Raw genomic sequence first — 16872 nt, forward strand, 5'->3', positions numbered from 1 at the left:
CAATCTTACCGCATAGAATGCGGCCCACAGTTTTTTCGAGTTTGATGATTATGGCGGACCAGCATCCGCCGGCAAAACGCAACAAGGTTCGCAAGCACGGGGGTAAACGCAAGCGGCACGCGCGCAAGACCAGCGGCGCATCCACCCCTTCCGGCGCGAACCGGGCCATTGCCGGTGGCCGTCCGGACGGCGTGGCCGCGCCTCAAGCGCCCCGCTCCGCCCCCGGCCCGGCCGATAACAGAGCGCCTTCGGGCGCGATGAACAGGGCGCCTTCGGGCGCAAGCCAGCCTGATCCCGGTCCCGCGCCGGGTGGGCAACGCAGACGTGCGGACAACAGCCGTGATGGGGCCAGGCCTGCGCCTGCCCGTCAGACCCCGCCGCGCATCGCCGCGGCCCGGCCGGGTGCGCCCCGTCAGGCCTATGCCGCCATCGATCTGGGCACCAACAACTGCCGCCTGCTGATCGCGCGCCCGGCGGGTGACGGCTTTGTGGTGGTCGACGCCTTCAGCCGCGTGGTGCGTCTGGGCGAGGGGCTGGCGCAGACCGGGCGCCTTTCGGATCAGGCGATGGAGCGTGCCCTGAACGCGCTGCGCGTCTGTGCCGACAAGCTGAAGCGCCGCAATGTCCATCTCGCCCGCTCGGTGGCGACCGAGGCTTGCCGCCGCGCCAGCAACGGCCCGGCCTTTATCGAGCGGGTGCGCGCCGAAACCGGCATCCGCCTCGACATCATCTCGGCGCGCGAAGAGGCGCGTCTGGCGGTGCTGGGCTGCCATATCCTGCTGGAACCCGGCCCCGGCCCGGCGCTGGTCTTCGACATCGGCGGCGGCTCGACCGAACTGGTGCTGGTGGAAACCATCCCCGGCAGCGATGCCCCCCCGCTGATCCGCGACTGGGTCAGCGTGCCCTGGGGCGTCGTCTCGCTGACCGAGACCTGCGTGGGCGAGGGACAGGACGAACAGGCCCGCATCGACCGCTATGCCGAAATGCGCGGGCGGGTGGATGCCAGCTTCGCCGATTTCGCCCGGCGCATCGAGCCGTTCCGCACCATGGCCGCGCAAAGCGAGCCCGGCGGCCCGCTGCGCCTGCTGGGCACCAGCGGCACCGTCACCACGCTGGCCAGCGTCCACCTCGACCTGCCGCAATATGACCGCAGCGCCGTCGATGGTGTGATCGTGCCCGCCAAAAGCATGCATGGCATCACCACGCGCCTGTCCACCATGGCTCTCGCGCGCCGCCGCGAACTGCCCTGCATCGGGCGCGAGCGCGCCGATCTGGTGGTGGCGGGCTGCGCGATCCTTGAATCGATCCTCGAACTGTGGCCTGCTCAACACCTTGGCGTTGCCGACCGGGGCATCCGCGAGGGCATCCTGCGCAGCCTGATCGGCACTGACGATACAATGCCTGCCCCCACTGCTAGTAACTCGGCGGGCAATATGGAGAAACGCCGATGAGCCGTTCAGGCCGCGACCCCAATGAGCGCCTGCGCACTGCCAAGAAGCGCACCGCCTCTTCCGCCCGCTGGCTGACCCGCCAGTTGAACGACCCTTACGTGAAAAAGGCCAAGGCCGACGGCTATCGCAGCCGCGCGGCCTACAAGCTGATGGAGCTGGACGACAAGTTCGGCCTCGTGAAGGGCTCGCGCCGGGTGGTCGACCTTGGCGTGGCGCCGGGTGGCTGGACTCAGGTGGTGCGCCAGCGTTCGCCTCAGGCGGGCGTGGTCGGGATCGATCTGTTGCCCACCGACCCTATCGAGGGCGCGGTGCTGTTCGAGATGGACTTTATGGCCGACGAGGCCCCCGGCGCGCTGATGGAGGCCCTTGGCGGGGCGCCCGATCTGGTGATCTCCGACATGGCCGCCAACACGGTGGGCCATAAGCAGACCGACCATCTGCGCACCATGGGGCTGGTGGAAACCGCCGCCGACTTCGCGATCCAGCAACTGTCCAAGGGTGGGGCTTTCGTTGCCAAGGTTCTGGCGGGGGGGACCGATCCCACCTTGCTGACCCTGTTGAAGAAGCATTTCACCACCGTGAAGCACGCCAAGCCGCCTGCCAGCCGCAAGGATTCCTCCGAGTGGTATGTGATCGCTCAGGGGTTCAAGGGGCGGGTTGAAGAGGAAGTCGGGGAAGAGTGAAAGCAGGGGGCCATCGCCCCCTGCACCCCCTTTACGTCTCCCGACGACAGGGCAGTGGTGCCGAAATGTTGTGCCTGACCTCTCCATCTGTGGCAGGCAATTGACCCTTGCCGGGGCTGCTGGCATGATCCCGGCATGATCTTCTGGATTCACATCGCAATCAGCGGACGAATTAACCGCCCGGCCTGACACGTCGGGCCGGGTCTTTCCGCTTGTGAATCCCATGACGCGAGCCGCGTCTTTCAAGGTCATTGGCCATGCCATCAACTCAAGCCACACTGCATTTCCTATGCGGCAAGATCGCTGCCGGAAAATCGACACTGACCAAAGCTCTGGGCCAAAGGCCCGACACGATCATCGTGAGCGAGGATAGCTGGCTGGCCCGCCTCTATCCGGGTGAACAGAACTCCCTTGCGGACTATGTGCGCAACTCAGGACGGCTGCGGGAGGCCATCACGGATCATCTCGTTACCCTGTTGCAGGGCGGTGTTTCGGTCGTGCTGGATTTTCCCGCCAACACACCGGCCAGCCGGGCGTGGATGCGGACGCTGTTCGAGAAGGCGGATTGCATGCATCAACTCCACCATCTCGACGTCCCGGACGAGGTTTGCAAAGCCCGGCTGCGTCAGAGGAATGAGAGCGGGGACCATGAGTTCACCGTCACGGACGAGCAGTTCGCCCTGTTCACCAGCCACTTTTCGGCCCCCTCCCCGGAAGAGGGCTTCGAGATCGTGACCCACCACTCCTGACCCCATGCACCCACGCCAAGGACCGGGCGCAAGGTAGACAGTCATGGGAGCGCGAGGGGGTAACCCCCTCGCACCGACCCCTTCAAATCCTTGCCCAAAAGAAAACCCCGCCAGAACCGAAGCTCTGGCGGGGTCTCTCTCCAACCCGTGAGGGAATGAGGCTTATTCGGCCTCATCACCCTTGATCAGGTAATCACCGGCATCGGCGTCGGTGCCGTGGGTGGTGCCTTCGACGGCGCCCAGCGGATCGACCAGACCGGCGGCCTCAGGCCCCTGGGCCAGCTCGGCGGCATGCTCTTCCGCGGCGCTGGCCGGGGCGATCAGGTGCCCCTGCAGCTTGCGGTAGGAGGCACGCAGCGCGGCATCGCGCGAGGAGGCGGTGACGCGCATGCGGTTCATGCCCGCGCCGGTACCGGCCGGGATCAGACGGCCCACGATCACGTTTTCCTTCAGGCCGCGCAGGCCGTCGCGCTTGCCCATGATCGCGGCCTCCGTCAGCACGCGGGTCGTTTCCTGGAACGACGCGGCCGAGATGAACGAACGCGTCGGCAGCGAGGCCTTGGTGATGCCCAGCAGCACCGGCTTGCCCTCGGCCGGGATCTGGCCTTCGAGCAGCTTGGCGTTGGTTTCGAGCATCTCTTCCAGATCGACCTGTTCGCCCGGCAGCAGGGTGGTGTCGCCACCGTTGGTGATCTCAACCTTCTGCAGCATCTGGCGAACGATCACCTCGATGTGCTTGTCGTTGATCTTCACGCCCTGCAGACGGTAGACGTCCTGGATTTCGGAGCAGAGGTACTCAGCCAGAGCCTCCACGCCGAGCACTTCCAGAATGTCATGTGGGTTGGGCGAACCGCTGATGAGGTTGTCGCCCTTCTTGACCCAGTCGCCTTCCTGAACGTCGATCACCTTGCTCTTGGGGATCAGGTATTCGACGGTCTCGCCTTCCTCGGGGACGATGGCGATCTTGCGCTTGGCCTTGTAGTCGCGGACGAATTCGATGCGGCCCGAGATCTTTGCGATGATCGCATTGTCCTTGGGGGAGCGCGCTTCGAACAGCTCGGCCACGCGCGGCAGACCGCCGGTGATGTCGCGGGTCTTCGGCGGCTTCGCGGCTGGCGCGGGCCAGCACGTCACCGGCCTCGACGACCTGACCGTCCTCGACCGACAGGGTGGTGCCGGGCGCCAGCAGATAGCGCGCGGCTTCACCGCTGGCGTCATCCAGCAGCGTCAGACGAGGACGCAGGTCCTCCTTCTTGCTGCGGCTGGTGGCGCGGTTTTCGGTCACCACGCGGCTGCTCATGCCGGTGGCTTCGTCGGTCTGCTCGGTCAGCGTGCGGCCATCGATCAGGTCCTGATACTTCACGATACCCGACTTTTCGGTGATCATCGGGGTGGTGAAGGGATCCCACTCGGCCAGACGGTCGCCCTGCTTGATCTCCGCACCATTCTCGAAGATCAGATGGGTGCCGTAGGGCACGCGGTGCAGCGCGCGCTCGCGACCATCGGTGTCGATCACCACGACCTCGCCGTTACGGGCGAGCGACAGGCGGCGGTTGCGCTTGTCCTGAATGGTCGGGATGTCGCGATAGATCACGGTGCCGTCGCACAGCGCTTCCAGGTTCGACTGCTCGTTGACCTGCGCGGCGCCACCGATGTGGAACGTACGCATGGTCAGCTGCGTGCCCGGCTCACCGATCGACTGGGCGGCGATGACGCCGACCGCTTCACCGATGTTGACCGGCGTGGCCACGGGCCAGGTCGCGGCCGTAGCAGGTGGCGCAGACGCCCTGCCGGGTTTCGCAGGTCAGCGGCGAGCGGATGCGGGCCGACTGCGTGCCGGCCGCCTCGATACGGGCCACGGCGGGCTCGTCGAGCAGCGTGCCCTTGGCGACGATGACGCTGCCGTCCTTGGCCACGATATCCTCGGCCAGGGTACGGCCCAGGATACGCTCGGCCAGCGAGGCGATGGTCGAACCGCCCTGCACGATCGCGCGCATTTCCAGCGGCCGCGCTCGGTGCCGCAATCGTTCTCGGTCACCACCAGATCCTGCGCCACGTCGACCAGACGACGGGTCAGGTAACCCGAGTTCGCGGTCTTCAGCGCGGTATCCGCCAGACCCTTACGAGCACCGTGGGTCGAGATGAAGTACTGGAGTACGTTCAGGCCTTCGCGGAAGTTCGCGGTGATCGGCGTCTCGATGATCGAGCCGTCCGGCTTGGCCATCAGGCCGCGCATACCGGCCAGCTGACGGATCTGGGCCGGCGGAACCCCGCGCGCCCGAGTCGGCCATCATGTAGATCGAGTTGAACGACTTCTGACGGCCGTCATCATCCAGCGGGGTGGCTTTAATTTCGTCCATCATGGCCGCAGCCACCTGGTCGCCGCCAACGGCTCCAGAGGTCGATCACCTTGTTGTACTTCTCCTGCTGGGTGATCAGACCGTCCTGATACTGCTGCTCGTAATCGGCCACCAGCGACTTGGTCTGGTCGACGAGATTCATGTCGCCTTGCTCGTCGGGGATGACCATGTCGTCCATGCCGATGGAGATGCCGGCCTTGAACGCGTGGCGGAAGCCCAGCGACATGATGGCGTCGGCGAACAGCACCGTGTCCTTCTGGCCGGTGTGACGATAGACCTCGTCGATCACGTCGCCCACATCCTTCTTGGTGAGGAGGCTGGTTGACGACGTCGAAGGGCACCTTGTGGCTCTTGGGCAGGCATTCGCCGATCAGCATGCGGCCCGGAGTCGTCTCGAAACGCTTGAGATACGTCTTGCCGTTCTCGTCGGTCTGCGGGACGCGCGCCACCACCTTGGAGTGCAGCGTGACAACGCCCGAATCCAGCGCCTGATGCACCTCGGCCATGTCGGCCAGCAGCTGGCCCTCGCCGGGCTCGCCGATGCGGTCCATCGGGTCATGTAGTACAGACCCAGCACCACGTCCTGCGACGGAACGATGATCGGCTCGCCGTTCGCGGGCGACAGGATGTTGTTGGTGGACATCATCAGCGCGCGCGCTTCCAGCTGGGCTTCCAGCGTCAGCGGAACGTGAACGGCCATCTGGTCACCGTCGAAGTCGGCGTTGTAGGCCGCGCAGACCAGCGGGTGCAGCTGGATCGCCTTGCCTTCGATCAGCACCGGCTCGAACGCCTGGATGCCCAGACGGTGCAGGGTCGGCGCACGGTTCAGCAGTACCGGGTGTTCGCGGATCACTTCGTCCAGGATGTCCCAGACCTCCTGGCGCTCCTTCTCGCTCAACCATTTTCTTGGCGGCTTTGATGGTGGTGGCCAGGCCACGCGGCGTCCAGCTTGCCGTAGATGAACGGCTTGAACAGCTCCAGCGCCATCTTCTTGGGCAGACCGCACTGGTGCAGACGCAGGTACGGACCTACGGTCACGATGACCGAACGGCCGGAGTAGTCGACGCGCTTGCCGAGCAGGTTCTGACGGAAGCGACCCTGCTTGCCCTTGATCATGTCGGCCAGCGACTTCAGCGGACGCTTGTTGGCACCGGTGATGGCGCGACCGCGACGGCCGTTGTCCAGCAGGGCGTCGACCGCTTCCTGCAGCATGCGCTTTTCGTTGCGCACGATGATGTCCGGCGCAGCCAGATCGAGCAGGCGCTTCAGACGGTTGTTACGGTTGATCACGCGGCGATACAGATCGTTCAGGTCCGAGGTCGCGAAACGACCGCCATCCAGCGGAACCAGCGGACGCAGATCCGGCGGCAGCACCGGCAGCACGGTCAGGATCATCCACTCTGGCTTGTTGCCAGACTCCACGAAGGCTTCCAGCAGCTTCAGGCGCTTGGTCAGCTTCTTGCGCTTGGTTTCGGAGTTGGTTTTGGCCAGTTCCTGAAGGAGGTCTTCCTTCTCCTGCTCCAGGTCGATGCGCCTTGTTTTTCAGCATGTGCTTGAACGGCCTCGGCGCCCATGTCGGCGTCGAATTCGTCACCGAACTCTTCCAGCGCGTCGAAGTATTGCTCGTCTTCGGTCAGCAGCTGGCCCTTTTCCAGGGTGGTCATGCCCGGTTCGATCACCACGTAGCTTTCGAAGTACAGCACGCGTTCGATGATCGCGCAGCGGCATGTCCAGCAGCAGGCCGATACGGGACGGCAGCGACTTCAGGAACCAGATGTGCGCGACCGGCGAGGCCAGCTCGATGTGGCCCATGCGCTCACGGCGCACCTTGGTCAGGGTCACTTCAACGCCGCACTTCTCGCAGATCACGCCGCGGTGCTTCAGGCGCTTGTACTTGCCGCACAGGCACTCGTAGTCCTTGACCGGGCCGAAGATCCTGGCGCAGAACAGGCCGTCACGCTCCGGCTTGAACGTACGGTAGTTGATGGTTTCCGGCTTCTTAACTTCGCCGAACGACCACGAACGGATCATCTCGGGCGAGGCCAGACCGATCTTGATCGCATCGAAGGTCTCGGGCTTGGCCATCTGGTTGGTGAATTTGGTCAGGTCGTTCATAGTTTCGTTCCCTTGCCCCATCAGGGGCGCTGGACGTCAAATTCCGGGCGAAGGGAGGGCGGTTCCGTTCAGAACCGCCCGGCCCTCTTACTCCGCCGCCTGCGCGAGACCGTCTTCGTCATCCTCATCGGTGTTCGGGCAGTTCGATGTTGATGCCGAGCGAGCGGATTTCTTTCATCAGCACGTTGAAGGACTCGGGCATGCCGGCCTCCATCCGGTGGTCGCCGTCCACGATGTTTTTGTACACCTTGGTACGGCCGTTCACGTCGTCCGACTTCACGGTCAGCATTTCCTGCAGGGTGTAGGCCGCGCCGTAGGCTTCCAGCGCCCACACCTCCATCTCACCGAAGCGCTGACCACCGAACTGCGCCTTACCACCCAGCGGCTGCTGGGTAACCAGCGTGTACGGGCCGGTCGAACGGGCGTGCATCTTGTCGTCGACCAGGTGGTTCAGCTTCAGCACGTACATGTAGCCGACGGTGACCGGACGCTCGAACTGCTCGCCGGTGCGGCCGTCGAACAGGGTCATCTGACCCGATTCATCCAGCCCCGCCTTGCGCAGCATGGCGGTCACATCGGCTTCCATCGCGCCGTCGAACACCGGCGTAGCCATCGGCACGCCCTTGCGCAGGTTCTTGGCCAGTTCGAGCAGTTCGTCGTCGCTGAGGTCGTCGAGCTGCTCGGCGTAGTTCTCGCCATAGATGTCCTTCATCAGCTCGCGCAGAGCTTCAGGAGGCTGGCCGACCTCGGGGTTCGGATTGGCTTCGCGCCAGGCATCCAGAGCATCGCCGATCTTGCGGCCCAGGCCCTTGGCGGCCCAGCCCAGGTGGGTTTCGAGGATCTGACCGACGTTCATACGCGACGGTACGCCCAGCGGGTTCAGTACGATGTCGACCGGCGTGCCGTTGGCATCGTGCGGCATGTCTTCCGACCGGCATGATCAGCGAGACGACACCCTTGTTACCGTGACGGCCGGCCATCTTGTCGCCCGGCTGGAGGCGGCGCTTCACGGCCAGGTAGACCTTGACCATCTTCAGCACGCCCGGAGCCAGGTCGTCGCCGTGCTGCAGCTTTTCCTTACGGTCCTCGAACTTCTCGACGATCGACTTGATGGTGAAGTCGTACTGCGCCTTGGTCGCTTCCAGCTGCTGCTGGCGCGCGTCGTCGGCCACGGCGAACTTCCACCACTCGTGGCGCTCCACCTCGCCGAGCAGTTCCTCGGTGATCTCCACGCCCTTCTTCAGGCCCTTGGGCGTTGCGGCAGCGGTCTGGCCGAGCAGCATGTCCTTCAGGCGGTTGAAGGTGGCGCGTTTCCACGATGCGGCACGCTCGTCCTCACGGTCCTTGGCGAGGCGTTCGATTTCCTCGTTCTGGATCGCGCGGGCACGCTTGTCCTTCTCGACGCCGTCGCGGGTGAAGACCTGCACGTCGATGACGGTGCCGGCCAGTGCCGGTCGGCACGCGCAGCGAGGTGTCCTTCACGTCGGACGCCTTCTCACCGAAGATCGCGCGCAGCAGCTTCTCTTCCGGCGTCAGCTGGGTTTCGCCTTTCGGGGTGACCTTGCCGACCAGGATGTCGCCGGCGTGCACTTCGGCACCGATGTAGACGATGCCGGCTTCGTCCAGCTTGTTCAGCGCGGCCTCGCCCACGTTCGGGATGTCGGCGGTGATTTCCTCTGGCCCCAGCTTGGTGTCGCGGGCCACGCACCTCCAGTTCCTGGATGTGGATCGTGGTGAAGACGATCTTCCTGCACCACGCGCTCGGAGAGCAGGATGGAGTCTTCGAAGTTGTAGCCGTTCCAGGGCATGAACGCGACGCGCATGTTCTGGCCCAGGGCCAGTTCGCCCAGGTCGGTCGACGGACCGTCGGCCAGGATGTCGCCGCGCGCGACGACGTCACCCACCTTCACCAGCGGACGCTGGTTGATGCAGGTGTTCTGGTTGGAACGGGTGTACTTGGTCAGGTTGTAGATGTCGACGCCCGGCTTCGCCAGTCTCGACTTCATCGTCGTTGACGCGGACCACGATACGGGCTGGCATCGACCTAGTCGATCACGCCCGCACGCGCGGCGGCGACGGCGGCGCCGGAGTCACGCGCCACGTTGCGCGTTCCATGCCGGTACCGACCAGCGGCGCGTCGGCCTTCACGCAGGGTCGGCACGGCCTGACGCTGCATGTTCGCGCCCATCAGTGCGCGGTTGGCGTCGTCGTGCTCCAGGAACGGAATCAGCGAGGCAGCGACCGAAACGACCTGCTTCGGCGAAACGTCCATCAGCGTGATCGTCTCGCGCGGGGCCATCACGAATTCGCCGTTCTGACGGGCCGAGACCAGCTCTTCCACGAAGTTGAGCCTTCGTCATCCGGTTGGGTTCGGCCGAGGCCTGGGCGAGACGTGTGCTTCTGCTCTTCGATGGCCGACAGGTAGACCACGTCGTCGGTGACCTTGCCGTCGACCACGCGGCGGTACGGGCGTCTCGAGGAAGCCGTACTCGTTGAGTGCGCGCGTAGGTCGCCAGCGAGTTGATCAGACCGATGTTCGGACCTTCCGGCGTTTCGATCGGGCAGACGCGGCCGTAGTGGGTCGGGTGTACGTCGCGAACTTCGAAGCCGGCGCGCTCACGGGTCAGACCGCCCGGGCCGAGTGCGGAGACACGACGCTTGTGCGTGATTTCCGACAGCGGGTTGTTCTGGTCCATGAACTGCGACAGCTGCCAGGAACCGAAGAACTCCTTCACCGCGGCCGACCACCGGCTTGGCGTTGATCAGGTCCTGCGGCATCAGGCCTTCGCTTTCGGCCATGGACAGGCGTTCCTTGACCGCGCGCTCGACACGCACCAGGCCGACGCGGAACTGGTTCTCGGCCAGTTCGCCGACGCAACGCACGCGACGGTTGCCCAGGTGGTCGATGTCGTCGACTTCGCCCTTGCCGTCCTTCAGGTTCACCAGTTCCTTGACGACAGACAGGATGTCGTTGGTTTCCAGCGTGGTGACCGTGTCTTCCACATCCAGACCCAGACGCATGTTGAACTTCATGCGGCCCACGGCCGACAGGTCGTAGCGGTCGGCGTTGAAGAACAGGCCGTCGAACAGGGCTTCGGCGGCTTCGCGCGTCGGCGGCTCGCCGGGACGCATCATGCGGTAGATGTCGACCAGCGCGTGGTCGCGGTCCTCGGCCTTGTCGGCCTTGAGGGTGTTGCGGATCCAGGGACCGGTGGCGACATGATCGATGTCGAGCAGTTCGACATAGTCGATGCCGGCGGCGTCGAGCGCGGCCAGATTTTCCGGCGTCACTTCATCACCGGCCTCGATGTAGATGCGGCCGGTCGATTCATTGATGACGTCATTGGCGCTGTAGCGGCCGAAGATTTCCTCGGTCGGGATCAGCAGGTCGGTCAGGCCGTCCTTCTCCGCCTTGTTGGCGGCGCGAGGGCTGATCTTGGTGCCGGCCGCGAAGATCACTTCGCCGCTCTTGGCGTCGACCAGATCGAAGGTCGGCTTGGTGCCGCGCCAGGCTTCGGCGGTGTAGGGGATCTTCCAGCCGCCACCCGCACGGTTCCAGGTGATGCGCTGATAGAAATAGTGCAGGATCTCTTCGTCGTTCAGACCCAGGGCATGCAGCAGCGTGGTGACCGGCAGCTTGCGGCGGCGGTCGATACGGACGTACACGATGTCCTTCGGGTCGAACTCGAAGTCCAGCCACGAGCCGCGGTAAGGAATGATGCGGGCGGAGAACAGCAGCTTGCCGGAGCTGTGGGTCTTGCCCCGGTCGTGGTCGAAGAACACGCCCGGCGAACGGTGCAGCTGGGAGACGATGACGCGCTCGGTGCCGTTGATGATGAAGGTGCCGTTGTCGGTCATGAGCGGCATTTCGCCCATGTAGACGTCCTGCTCCTTGATATCGAGCACCGACCGGGCTTCGGTCTCGGCGTCGACTTCAAAGACGATCAGGCGCAGCGTGACCTTCATGGGCGCGGCATAGGTGATCGAGCGCTGACGGCATTCGGTGATGTCGTACTTGGGCTCTTCCAGCTCATAGTGGACGAAGTCCAGCTCGCTGGTGCCGGCGAAGTCGCGGATCGGGAAGACGCTGCGCAGCGTCTTTTCCAGGCCCGAGACATAGCCGATCTTGGGGTCGGAACGCAGGAACTGTTCATAGCTCTCGCGCTGCACCTCGATCAGGTTCGGCATCTGCACCACTTCGTGGATGTCGCCGAAGATCTTGCGGATGCGGCGCTTGGACGACGCACGCGAGGGTTGCTGGGGCTTCGTTGCCATTGCTGGTCTTGCCTCTTTCGCTCTGCCAAGGCGGGCCACGCGGGCGGCACGCCTTTTGAAAAACCGTGTGTTTGCGCGGACTTTATGGGGTTGCCATCACGCAAAAAGGGCCACGGGTGGCTTGATGACCCTTATACAAGGGGCAATCGGCCCGTAGCCTGCTGCGTCAGATGGCACGACCCCTGAGCTTCCTTCCGTGACCGACCCCCGCGCTGGGTCAATCTTGCTCGAAGCTGCAAGAACCGGCGGCATGTAGGCCGGAGTCGGCTTCCTGTCAAGGCTGGTGGGGGCGTTCGCGGCGTGGCGTGCGGGCCACGGTGTGGCATGCCTCTGTTGCACTTTGGGCGCAAAAGTGGGTGCTTCGATGAATGTCTTATGAATTGGCAATTCATCGCTTTTGCAGATCAAGTAGAAGTCAAGAACGGTTTTGATGAATATGGTGAAATATTTGTCGACTCATCTCTGAAATCACCCGACTGGTCGACTCTGTCGGCCACAAAGTGCCAATCTGTCTCTTCCTTCACCATGACACACGCACTTGACCGCTCGCTCAGCTCGCTCACCGCCCTTGCGGCGGCCAGCCTGCTCCTTTCCACCTCGCCAGCTTCGGCTCAGGCGACGCAAGCCCAGCCTCCTGACGCCGCGACGGCGCCCGCTGCTGCCCCCACTGCGACTGCGCCTCAGGCCGCGACCAACCCGCCCAGCGAGGTGCCCGCGCCGCCCCCGGCGCCCGCCACGACTCCGGTCCCCGCGCCGCCGCCCACCACCGATACGGCTCCGGCTGCAGCGCCCGCTCCCGCGCCTCAGGCGCCGACCATGACGTCGAACCCTGTCGTGCAGGCGGTGCCGGACAGCGGCACCCCGGCTCAGGCCCAGAGCGCGGCTGACGCTGCCGACAGCGCCGCCGCCCCGGCCAAGCAGGCCGCACCGCGCGCTCATGCCGAGGCGCGCCCCGCTCAGCCTGCGGCCCGTCCCGCACCCACGGAAACCAGCCGCACCACCACGCAGACCGTAAGCAAGGAGGCTGCCAAGTCCGCCGATGCCGGGAGCAATGGCTCGGGGCTGACGCGCCGTGACCCTGCGGGCCTCTACACCGCCGATGGTACGCCTGCGGCGCCTGCCGCTGCTCCGGCCCCGTCGCCCGCCTCCGATATGGAGCGTTATTGGCCGATCGGTGCCGCCGGTGCCGTCCTTCTGGCGGGTCTGGCCGGCTTCGCCCTGACGCGCCGTCGCGATGAGGAAGAAGCCGAGGCCGAGACGGTCGTGACCCCCACCGGTCGCACCTATGTCGACCCGAGCTACTTCGAGCCCGCCGCCAATGAGCCGGTCGATGCCGTCGCGCAGGCCGATGCCCAGCGCGTGGCCGAGGCCGGGATGGTGCCCGAGGCCAAGCTCGCGGAAACCGCGCCTGCGCCGGTCCGTCGCCGCAAGCGTGCTGACTCGCCCGAAGCGGTGATGCTGCGCGAAGGCCCGCTGCCCACCGGCGAGGAGCGTGCCGAACTGCTCAAGCGCATGGTGGAGGCCGAGCCTGACGAGGCCAATCCCTTCCACACGCCGCGTGCCCGTATGCGCCGCGCCCGCCTGATCCTCCAGACCCGCGAGAAGGAACTGCAGGACAAGGCCACCGAACGCTTCGACTGGCGGACCTACAAGCCCAGCATGAAGCAGGCTGTGAGGCCGGCGGCGGATCAGCCGGGCAGGGGCGGGGCCGTGAAGGCCGAACCCGTCAAGTAACCGAAGCTCCCCGTGAGGGGGAGGTCACCCAGGGCGCCGGATGGTTTCAGGACCGTCCGGCGCTTTGCCGTGTGTGGATCAGAACAGGCCGGGGATCAGGCGCCAGCGCACCTTCTCGCGATAGAGGCGATAGGCGTCGTCCTGCGAGAGCAACTGCTCCTCGGCCTGCAGGCGCAGGATCTGCGCTGTCCAGCCGACGGCGTAGATGACAAGGTTCAGCAACGAGGGGAACAGCACCAGATTGCCGATATGCACCAGCAGATAGCCAGCATACATCGGATGGCGCACCAGCGCATAGGGGCCGGAGACCTTCACTCCGCGATTGGCCGGAGCGATGCCGAAGCTGCGGCGCAGCGCCAGCTTGGCGGCGGCCTGACCGATGTTGCCCACCAGCACCAGAATCACCCCGATGAAGGCGATTTGCGGCACCGGCGTATGGCTTGGCATGATCAGCAACGGGGCGGCGGTGGCGGTGATGGCCAGCAGCCAGTCGCTCAGCTTGCGGGTGATGGCCTGCGTCGGGCGGCGGATCAGCGCGAAGACCAGCACCGCCGTTTCCGACAGCAGCAGCAGCGGCGCATAGGCATTGCCCGAGCGAATCACGCGCTCCACCAGCACCACCCACAGCAGCAGGATCACCACCTGTTCGGCGCGATCGAGCACCTTGCCCAGCATAGGGCCTTGCAAGGGACGGATATTTTCCATTGGCGGTGGCTCCGCCTTGGCGTTTTCACCCATGGTAACGGGTTAATCCTGTTTTTGGTGAGGCCCCCCGACCTCTGCGAACCGTTGTCGGCTATAACTGTGCAACCGTTAAAAATAAAATGAGGGGGCACTAGCGTTGCGACGAGCCGAGCAGGGTGCCCGCAAGGCCGGTGGCCGCTTGACTCGCTGTCCGGCAACCTCTATCGGCGCCTCCACGATTCCGGGGCAACCTGGTTTCATCCGTCCGAGACAGTTGGCGCAGGTCTCCTGCTTAATCGTCCAGCCTAGACGGGGAAAAGAGATTTTTGGCCCTGCCGACAATGTTGGCATGTGCCCGGCGTGCTTCTTTCAGGGACGCGCACTCCTTCCCCATGTCGACATACGGAACAACCGCCCTTGGGCCGGTGCGCGCATGCGCATCGTTCAAGGACAACGTAGCCGGTCGCAAGGGGCATGCCTCATGCGGCCACATGTGAAGGAGTATGGCATGGATCGTTCGCAGAAAGCCGATTCGGTTGCCGCTCTCAACGCGGTCTTCAACGAGGTCGGCGTGGTGGTTGTCACCCGCAACCTCGGCCTCACCGTGGCTCAGTCCACGGTGCTGCGCGGGAAGATGCGCGATGCGGGCGCGACCTACAAGGTTGCGAAGAACCGTCTTGCCAAGATCGCCGCTCTGGAAACGCCGTGCGCAGGCATTGGTGATTTCCTGACGGGTCCGACCGCGCTGTCGTGGTCGATTGATCCGGTCGCCGCCGCCAAGGTGGTGGTCGATTTCGCCAAGACGACCGACAAGATCGAGATCGTCGGCGGCGTGATCGGCGGCGTGGTGCTGGACGTCAACGGGGTCAAGGCGCTTGCCACGATGCCCTCGCTCGACGAACTGCGCGCCAAGCTCATCGGCCTCGTTCAGGCGCCCGCGACCAAGCTGGCCCAGCTTTCGACTGCCCCGGCAGCCAAGCTGGCCCGCGTGTTCGCCGCCTATGCGGACAAGGCTGCCTGAGTTCAGGCCGAGTAAGACGTTTCAAGCGTTTCGTGCCCCGCAGCAATTCCGCGCGGGGCGCACCCAACATTGAATGGAGTAATCATCATGGCTGATATCGCCAAGCTCGTTGAAGAACTGTCGGCTCTGACCGTCCTGGAAGCCGCTGACCTCGCCAAGGCCCTCGAAGAGGCTTGGGGCGTTTCGGCTGCTGCCGCTGTTGCCGTTGCCGCTCCGGCTGCTGGTGGCGAAGCTGCTGCCGCTGTCGAAGAGAAGACCGAGTTCGACGTGATCCTCACCGGTGACGGTGGCAAGAAGATCCAGGTCATCAAGGAAGTGCGCGCCATCACCAACCTGGGCCTGACCGAAGCCAAGGCTCTGGTCGAGGGCGCCCCCAAGGCGATCAAGGAAGGCGTGTCGAAGGCTGAAGCCGAAGACATCAAGAAGAAGATCGAGGAAGCCGGCGGCACCGTCGAAGTCAAGTAAGACTTCACAGCCTGTCGGTCGGTTCGCCGATCTACGCGAGAAGGGCGGAGCCGCAAGGCTTCCGCCCTTTTTGTTTGGGTAGTGGGCGGGCGGATCAGTCGTTCCCGAGATTGCGCTCCACATCCTGTCGGGCGTGCAGGATGCGGATGATGGCCAGATGGTCCCCGTGATCGCGGGCATAGATCCGATGTGATCCGGCAGCGATTTTCAGATAATCGGGCCGTACATCGACCGGTCGGCCTGTGCTTTCTCCCGATGCGACCTTGAGGCAGGCATCGCGGATATCATCGATATAGCAATCAGCCTGATCGGCGCCCCAATGGGCGGCGCTGTAATCCCAGATGGTCTCAAGATCGGCCTGAGCGGCAGGTGAGAACCTCAGGGCTTTCACTGATCCTGATGCCCGGCCCGCTTTCTTGCCTTGAAGGCATCGAAGTCGAAGGCTTCCGGCTCGCCGGACTGTTCCCCGGCGATCAGGGCTTCCTGCAGGGCTCGCACCCTGATCTCATGCTCTTCCAGCAGGCGCAGCCCGGCCCGCACCACATCGCTGGCCGAACCATAACGGCCCGCCTGCACCTGCTCGCTGATAAAGCTGGTGAAGTGCTCGCCGATCGTCACGGATGTGTTGCGGGCCATGGCCGTTCCCTGTTGCAGAGTCAGGCCAAGCTATACCAAAAAGTATTACACGGCAATCGAGGGGCGGTCCTACCCGCCCGAAGCCGCCCCTTCGGCCTTCGCCTCGCCCTTGGCGTCTGCTGCCTTGGCATCGCCTGCAAGCGCCGCGCCGGCCGCAGGTGCTGCGGGCAGCGGCACATTCGAGCCCTGCTTGTTGAGATAGACGATCACATTGGCGCGATCCTCCGGCGAATCGAGGCCCGCGAAGGTCATCTTCGTGCCATCGGCAAAGCCGCGCGGGTTGGTCAGCCAGGTGTCGAGCGACTTGAAGTCCCACTTGCCACCCTTGCCCCCCAGCGAGGACGAGAAGGCAAAGCCGCCGCGCCCCTTGGCGATCTCGTCGCCCACCACGCCATAGAGATTCGGGCCGACGCCATTGGGCCCCCCTTGCGTCACCGTATGGCAGGCCGCGCATTTCTGGAAAACCTGCTGCCCCGCATTGGGATCGGCCTTGGCCAGCAGCGTCTCGATCGGCACCGCCGCGGCGGCGCCACCTTCCGCGACCACGCCGGCAATGGGGTAGCCCAGCTTCTCCGGTCGCTGGTCCTTGTCCGCCCGGAAATAATGGCCGGACAGGCTGGTCAGCCCAAGGGCCACGATACCAGCACCCAAAACCCAACCCGCAATGGTATTGAAACGACCGCTCATCAGATTGCCTCG

General features: G+C 64.7%; 10 protein-coding genes and 2 pseudogenes. 6 read left to right on the forward strand and 6 right to left on the reverse strand.

From position 1 onward, the window contains the following. The first annotated feature begins 257 nt into the window (after positions 1–257). From ABDW49_RS01535 to ABDW49_RS01545, 3 genes are all read left to right on the forward strand, one after another. The gene (locus tag ABDW49_RS01535) at positions 258–1451 is read left to right on the forward strand and encodes a Ppx/GppA phosphatase family protein (RefSeq protein WP_343609177.1); all 1194 of its coding nucleotides are present in this window, start codon (positions 258–260) and stop codon (positions 1449–1451) included. Beyond that, positions 1448–2134, forward strand: coding sequence for an RlmE family RNA methyltransferase (locus ABDW49_RS01540; protein ID WP_343609178.1), 687 nt, complete (start codon positions 1448–1450; stop codon positions 2132–2134). Before ABDW49_RS01535 ends, ABDW49_RS01540 begins: the two co-directional genes overlap by 4 nt. A 257-nt stretch (positions 2135–2391) precedes the next feature. Further along, positions 2392–2883 (forward strand): ATP-binding protein, encoded by a 492-nt coding sequence (locus ABDW49_RS01545; RefSeq protein WP_343609180.1) that lies wholly within the window; start codon positions 2392–2394, stop codon positions 2881–2883. A gap of 162 nt (positions 2884–3045) precedes the next feature. On the opposite strand, the pseudogene rpoC reads toward ABDW49_RS01545, so the two are convergent. Together rpoC and rpoB are read right to left on the reverse strand one after the other, a co-directional pair. Then, positions 3046–7358 (reverse strand): annotated as a pseudogene (gene rpoC / locus ABDW49_RS01550) (DNA-directed RNA polymerase subunit beta'). Positions 7359–7445: 87 nt separating this feature from the next. Beyond that, positions 7446–11633 (reverse strand): annotated as a pseudogene (rpoB, locus tag ABDW49_RS01555) (DNA-directed RNA polymerase subunit beta). A 525-nt stretch (positions 11634–12158) separates the two neighbouring features. On the opposite strand from rpoB, the gene ABDW49_RS01560 reads away from it, so the two are divergent. Beyond that, complete coding sequence (locus ABDW49_RS01560) at positions 12159–13367, forward strand: hypothetical protein (protein ID WP_343609181.1); 1209 nt, start codon at positions 12159–12161, stop codon at positions 13365–13367. A 78-nt stretch (positions 13368–13445) separates the two neighbouring features. Here ABDW49_RS01560 and ABDW49_RS01565 read toward each other — a convergent pair whose 3' ends face one another. Then, positions 13446–14072, reverse strand: coding sequence for an isoprenylcysteine carboxylmethyltransferase family protein (locus ABDW49_RS01565; protein ID WP_343609182.1), 627 nt, complete (start codon positions 14070–14072; stop codon positions 13446–13448). A 487-nt stretch (positions 14073–14559) separates the two neighbouring features. Here ABDW49_RS01565 and rplJ point away from each other — a divergent pair, with 487 nt between their 5' ends. After that, on the forward strand, positions 14560–15072 hold the full coding sequence (rplJ, locus tag ABDW49_RS01570; RefSeq protein ID WP_206242113.1) for a 50S ribosomal protein L10: 513 nt from the start codon (positions 14560–14562) through the stop codon (positions 15070–15072). An 87-nt stretch (positions 15073–15159) separates the two neighbouring features. After that, positions 15160–15537: a 50S ribosomal protein L7/L12 gene (gene rplL / locus ABDW49_RS01575; RefSeq protein ID WP_168603844.1), complete on the forward strand. Its 378-nt coding sequence runs from the start codon at positions 15160–15162 to the stop codon at positions 15535–15537. Between the two features lie 94 nt (positions 15538–15631). On the opposite strand, the gene ABDW49_RS01580 is transcribed toward rplL, so the two are convergent. The 3 genes from ABDW49_RS01580 to ABDW49_RS01590 form a co-directional block, all read right to left on the reverse strand. Continuing rightward, a complete protein-coding gene (locus ABDW49_RS01580; RefSeq protein ID WP_343609190.1) occupies positions 15632–15928 on the reverse strand; it encodes a type II toxin-antitoxin system RelE/ParE family toxin in 297 nt (98 codons plus the stop codon). Then, entirely contained in the window at positions 15925–16173 is a 249-nt protein-coding gene (locus tag ABDW49_RS01585) for a type II toxin-antitoxin system ParD family antitoxin (RefSeq protein ID WP_343609192.1), read from the reverse strand. The genes ABDW49_RS01580 and ABDW49_RS01585 overlap by 4 nt, the downstream gene beginning before the upstream one ends. 69 nt (positions 16174–16242) lie before the next feature. Continuing rightward, positions 16243–16860: a cytochrome c family protein gene (locus tag ABDW49_RS01590; RefSeq protein WP_343609194.1), complete on the reverse strand. Its 618-nt coding sequence runs from the start codon at positions 16858–16860 to the stop codon at positions 16243–16245. Between the last annotated feature and the right edge of the window lie 12 nt (positions 16861–16872).

The organism is Novosphingobium sp. (assembly GCF_039595395.1).
Classification (GTDB): Bacteria; Pseudomonadota; Alphaproteobacteria; order Sphingomonadales; family Sphingomonadaceae; genus Novosphingobium.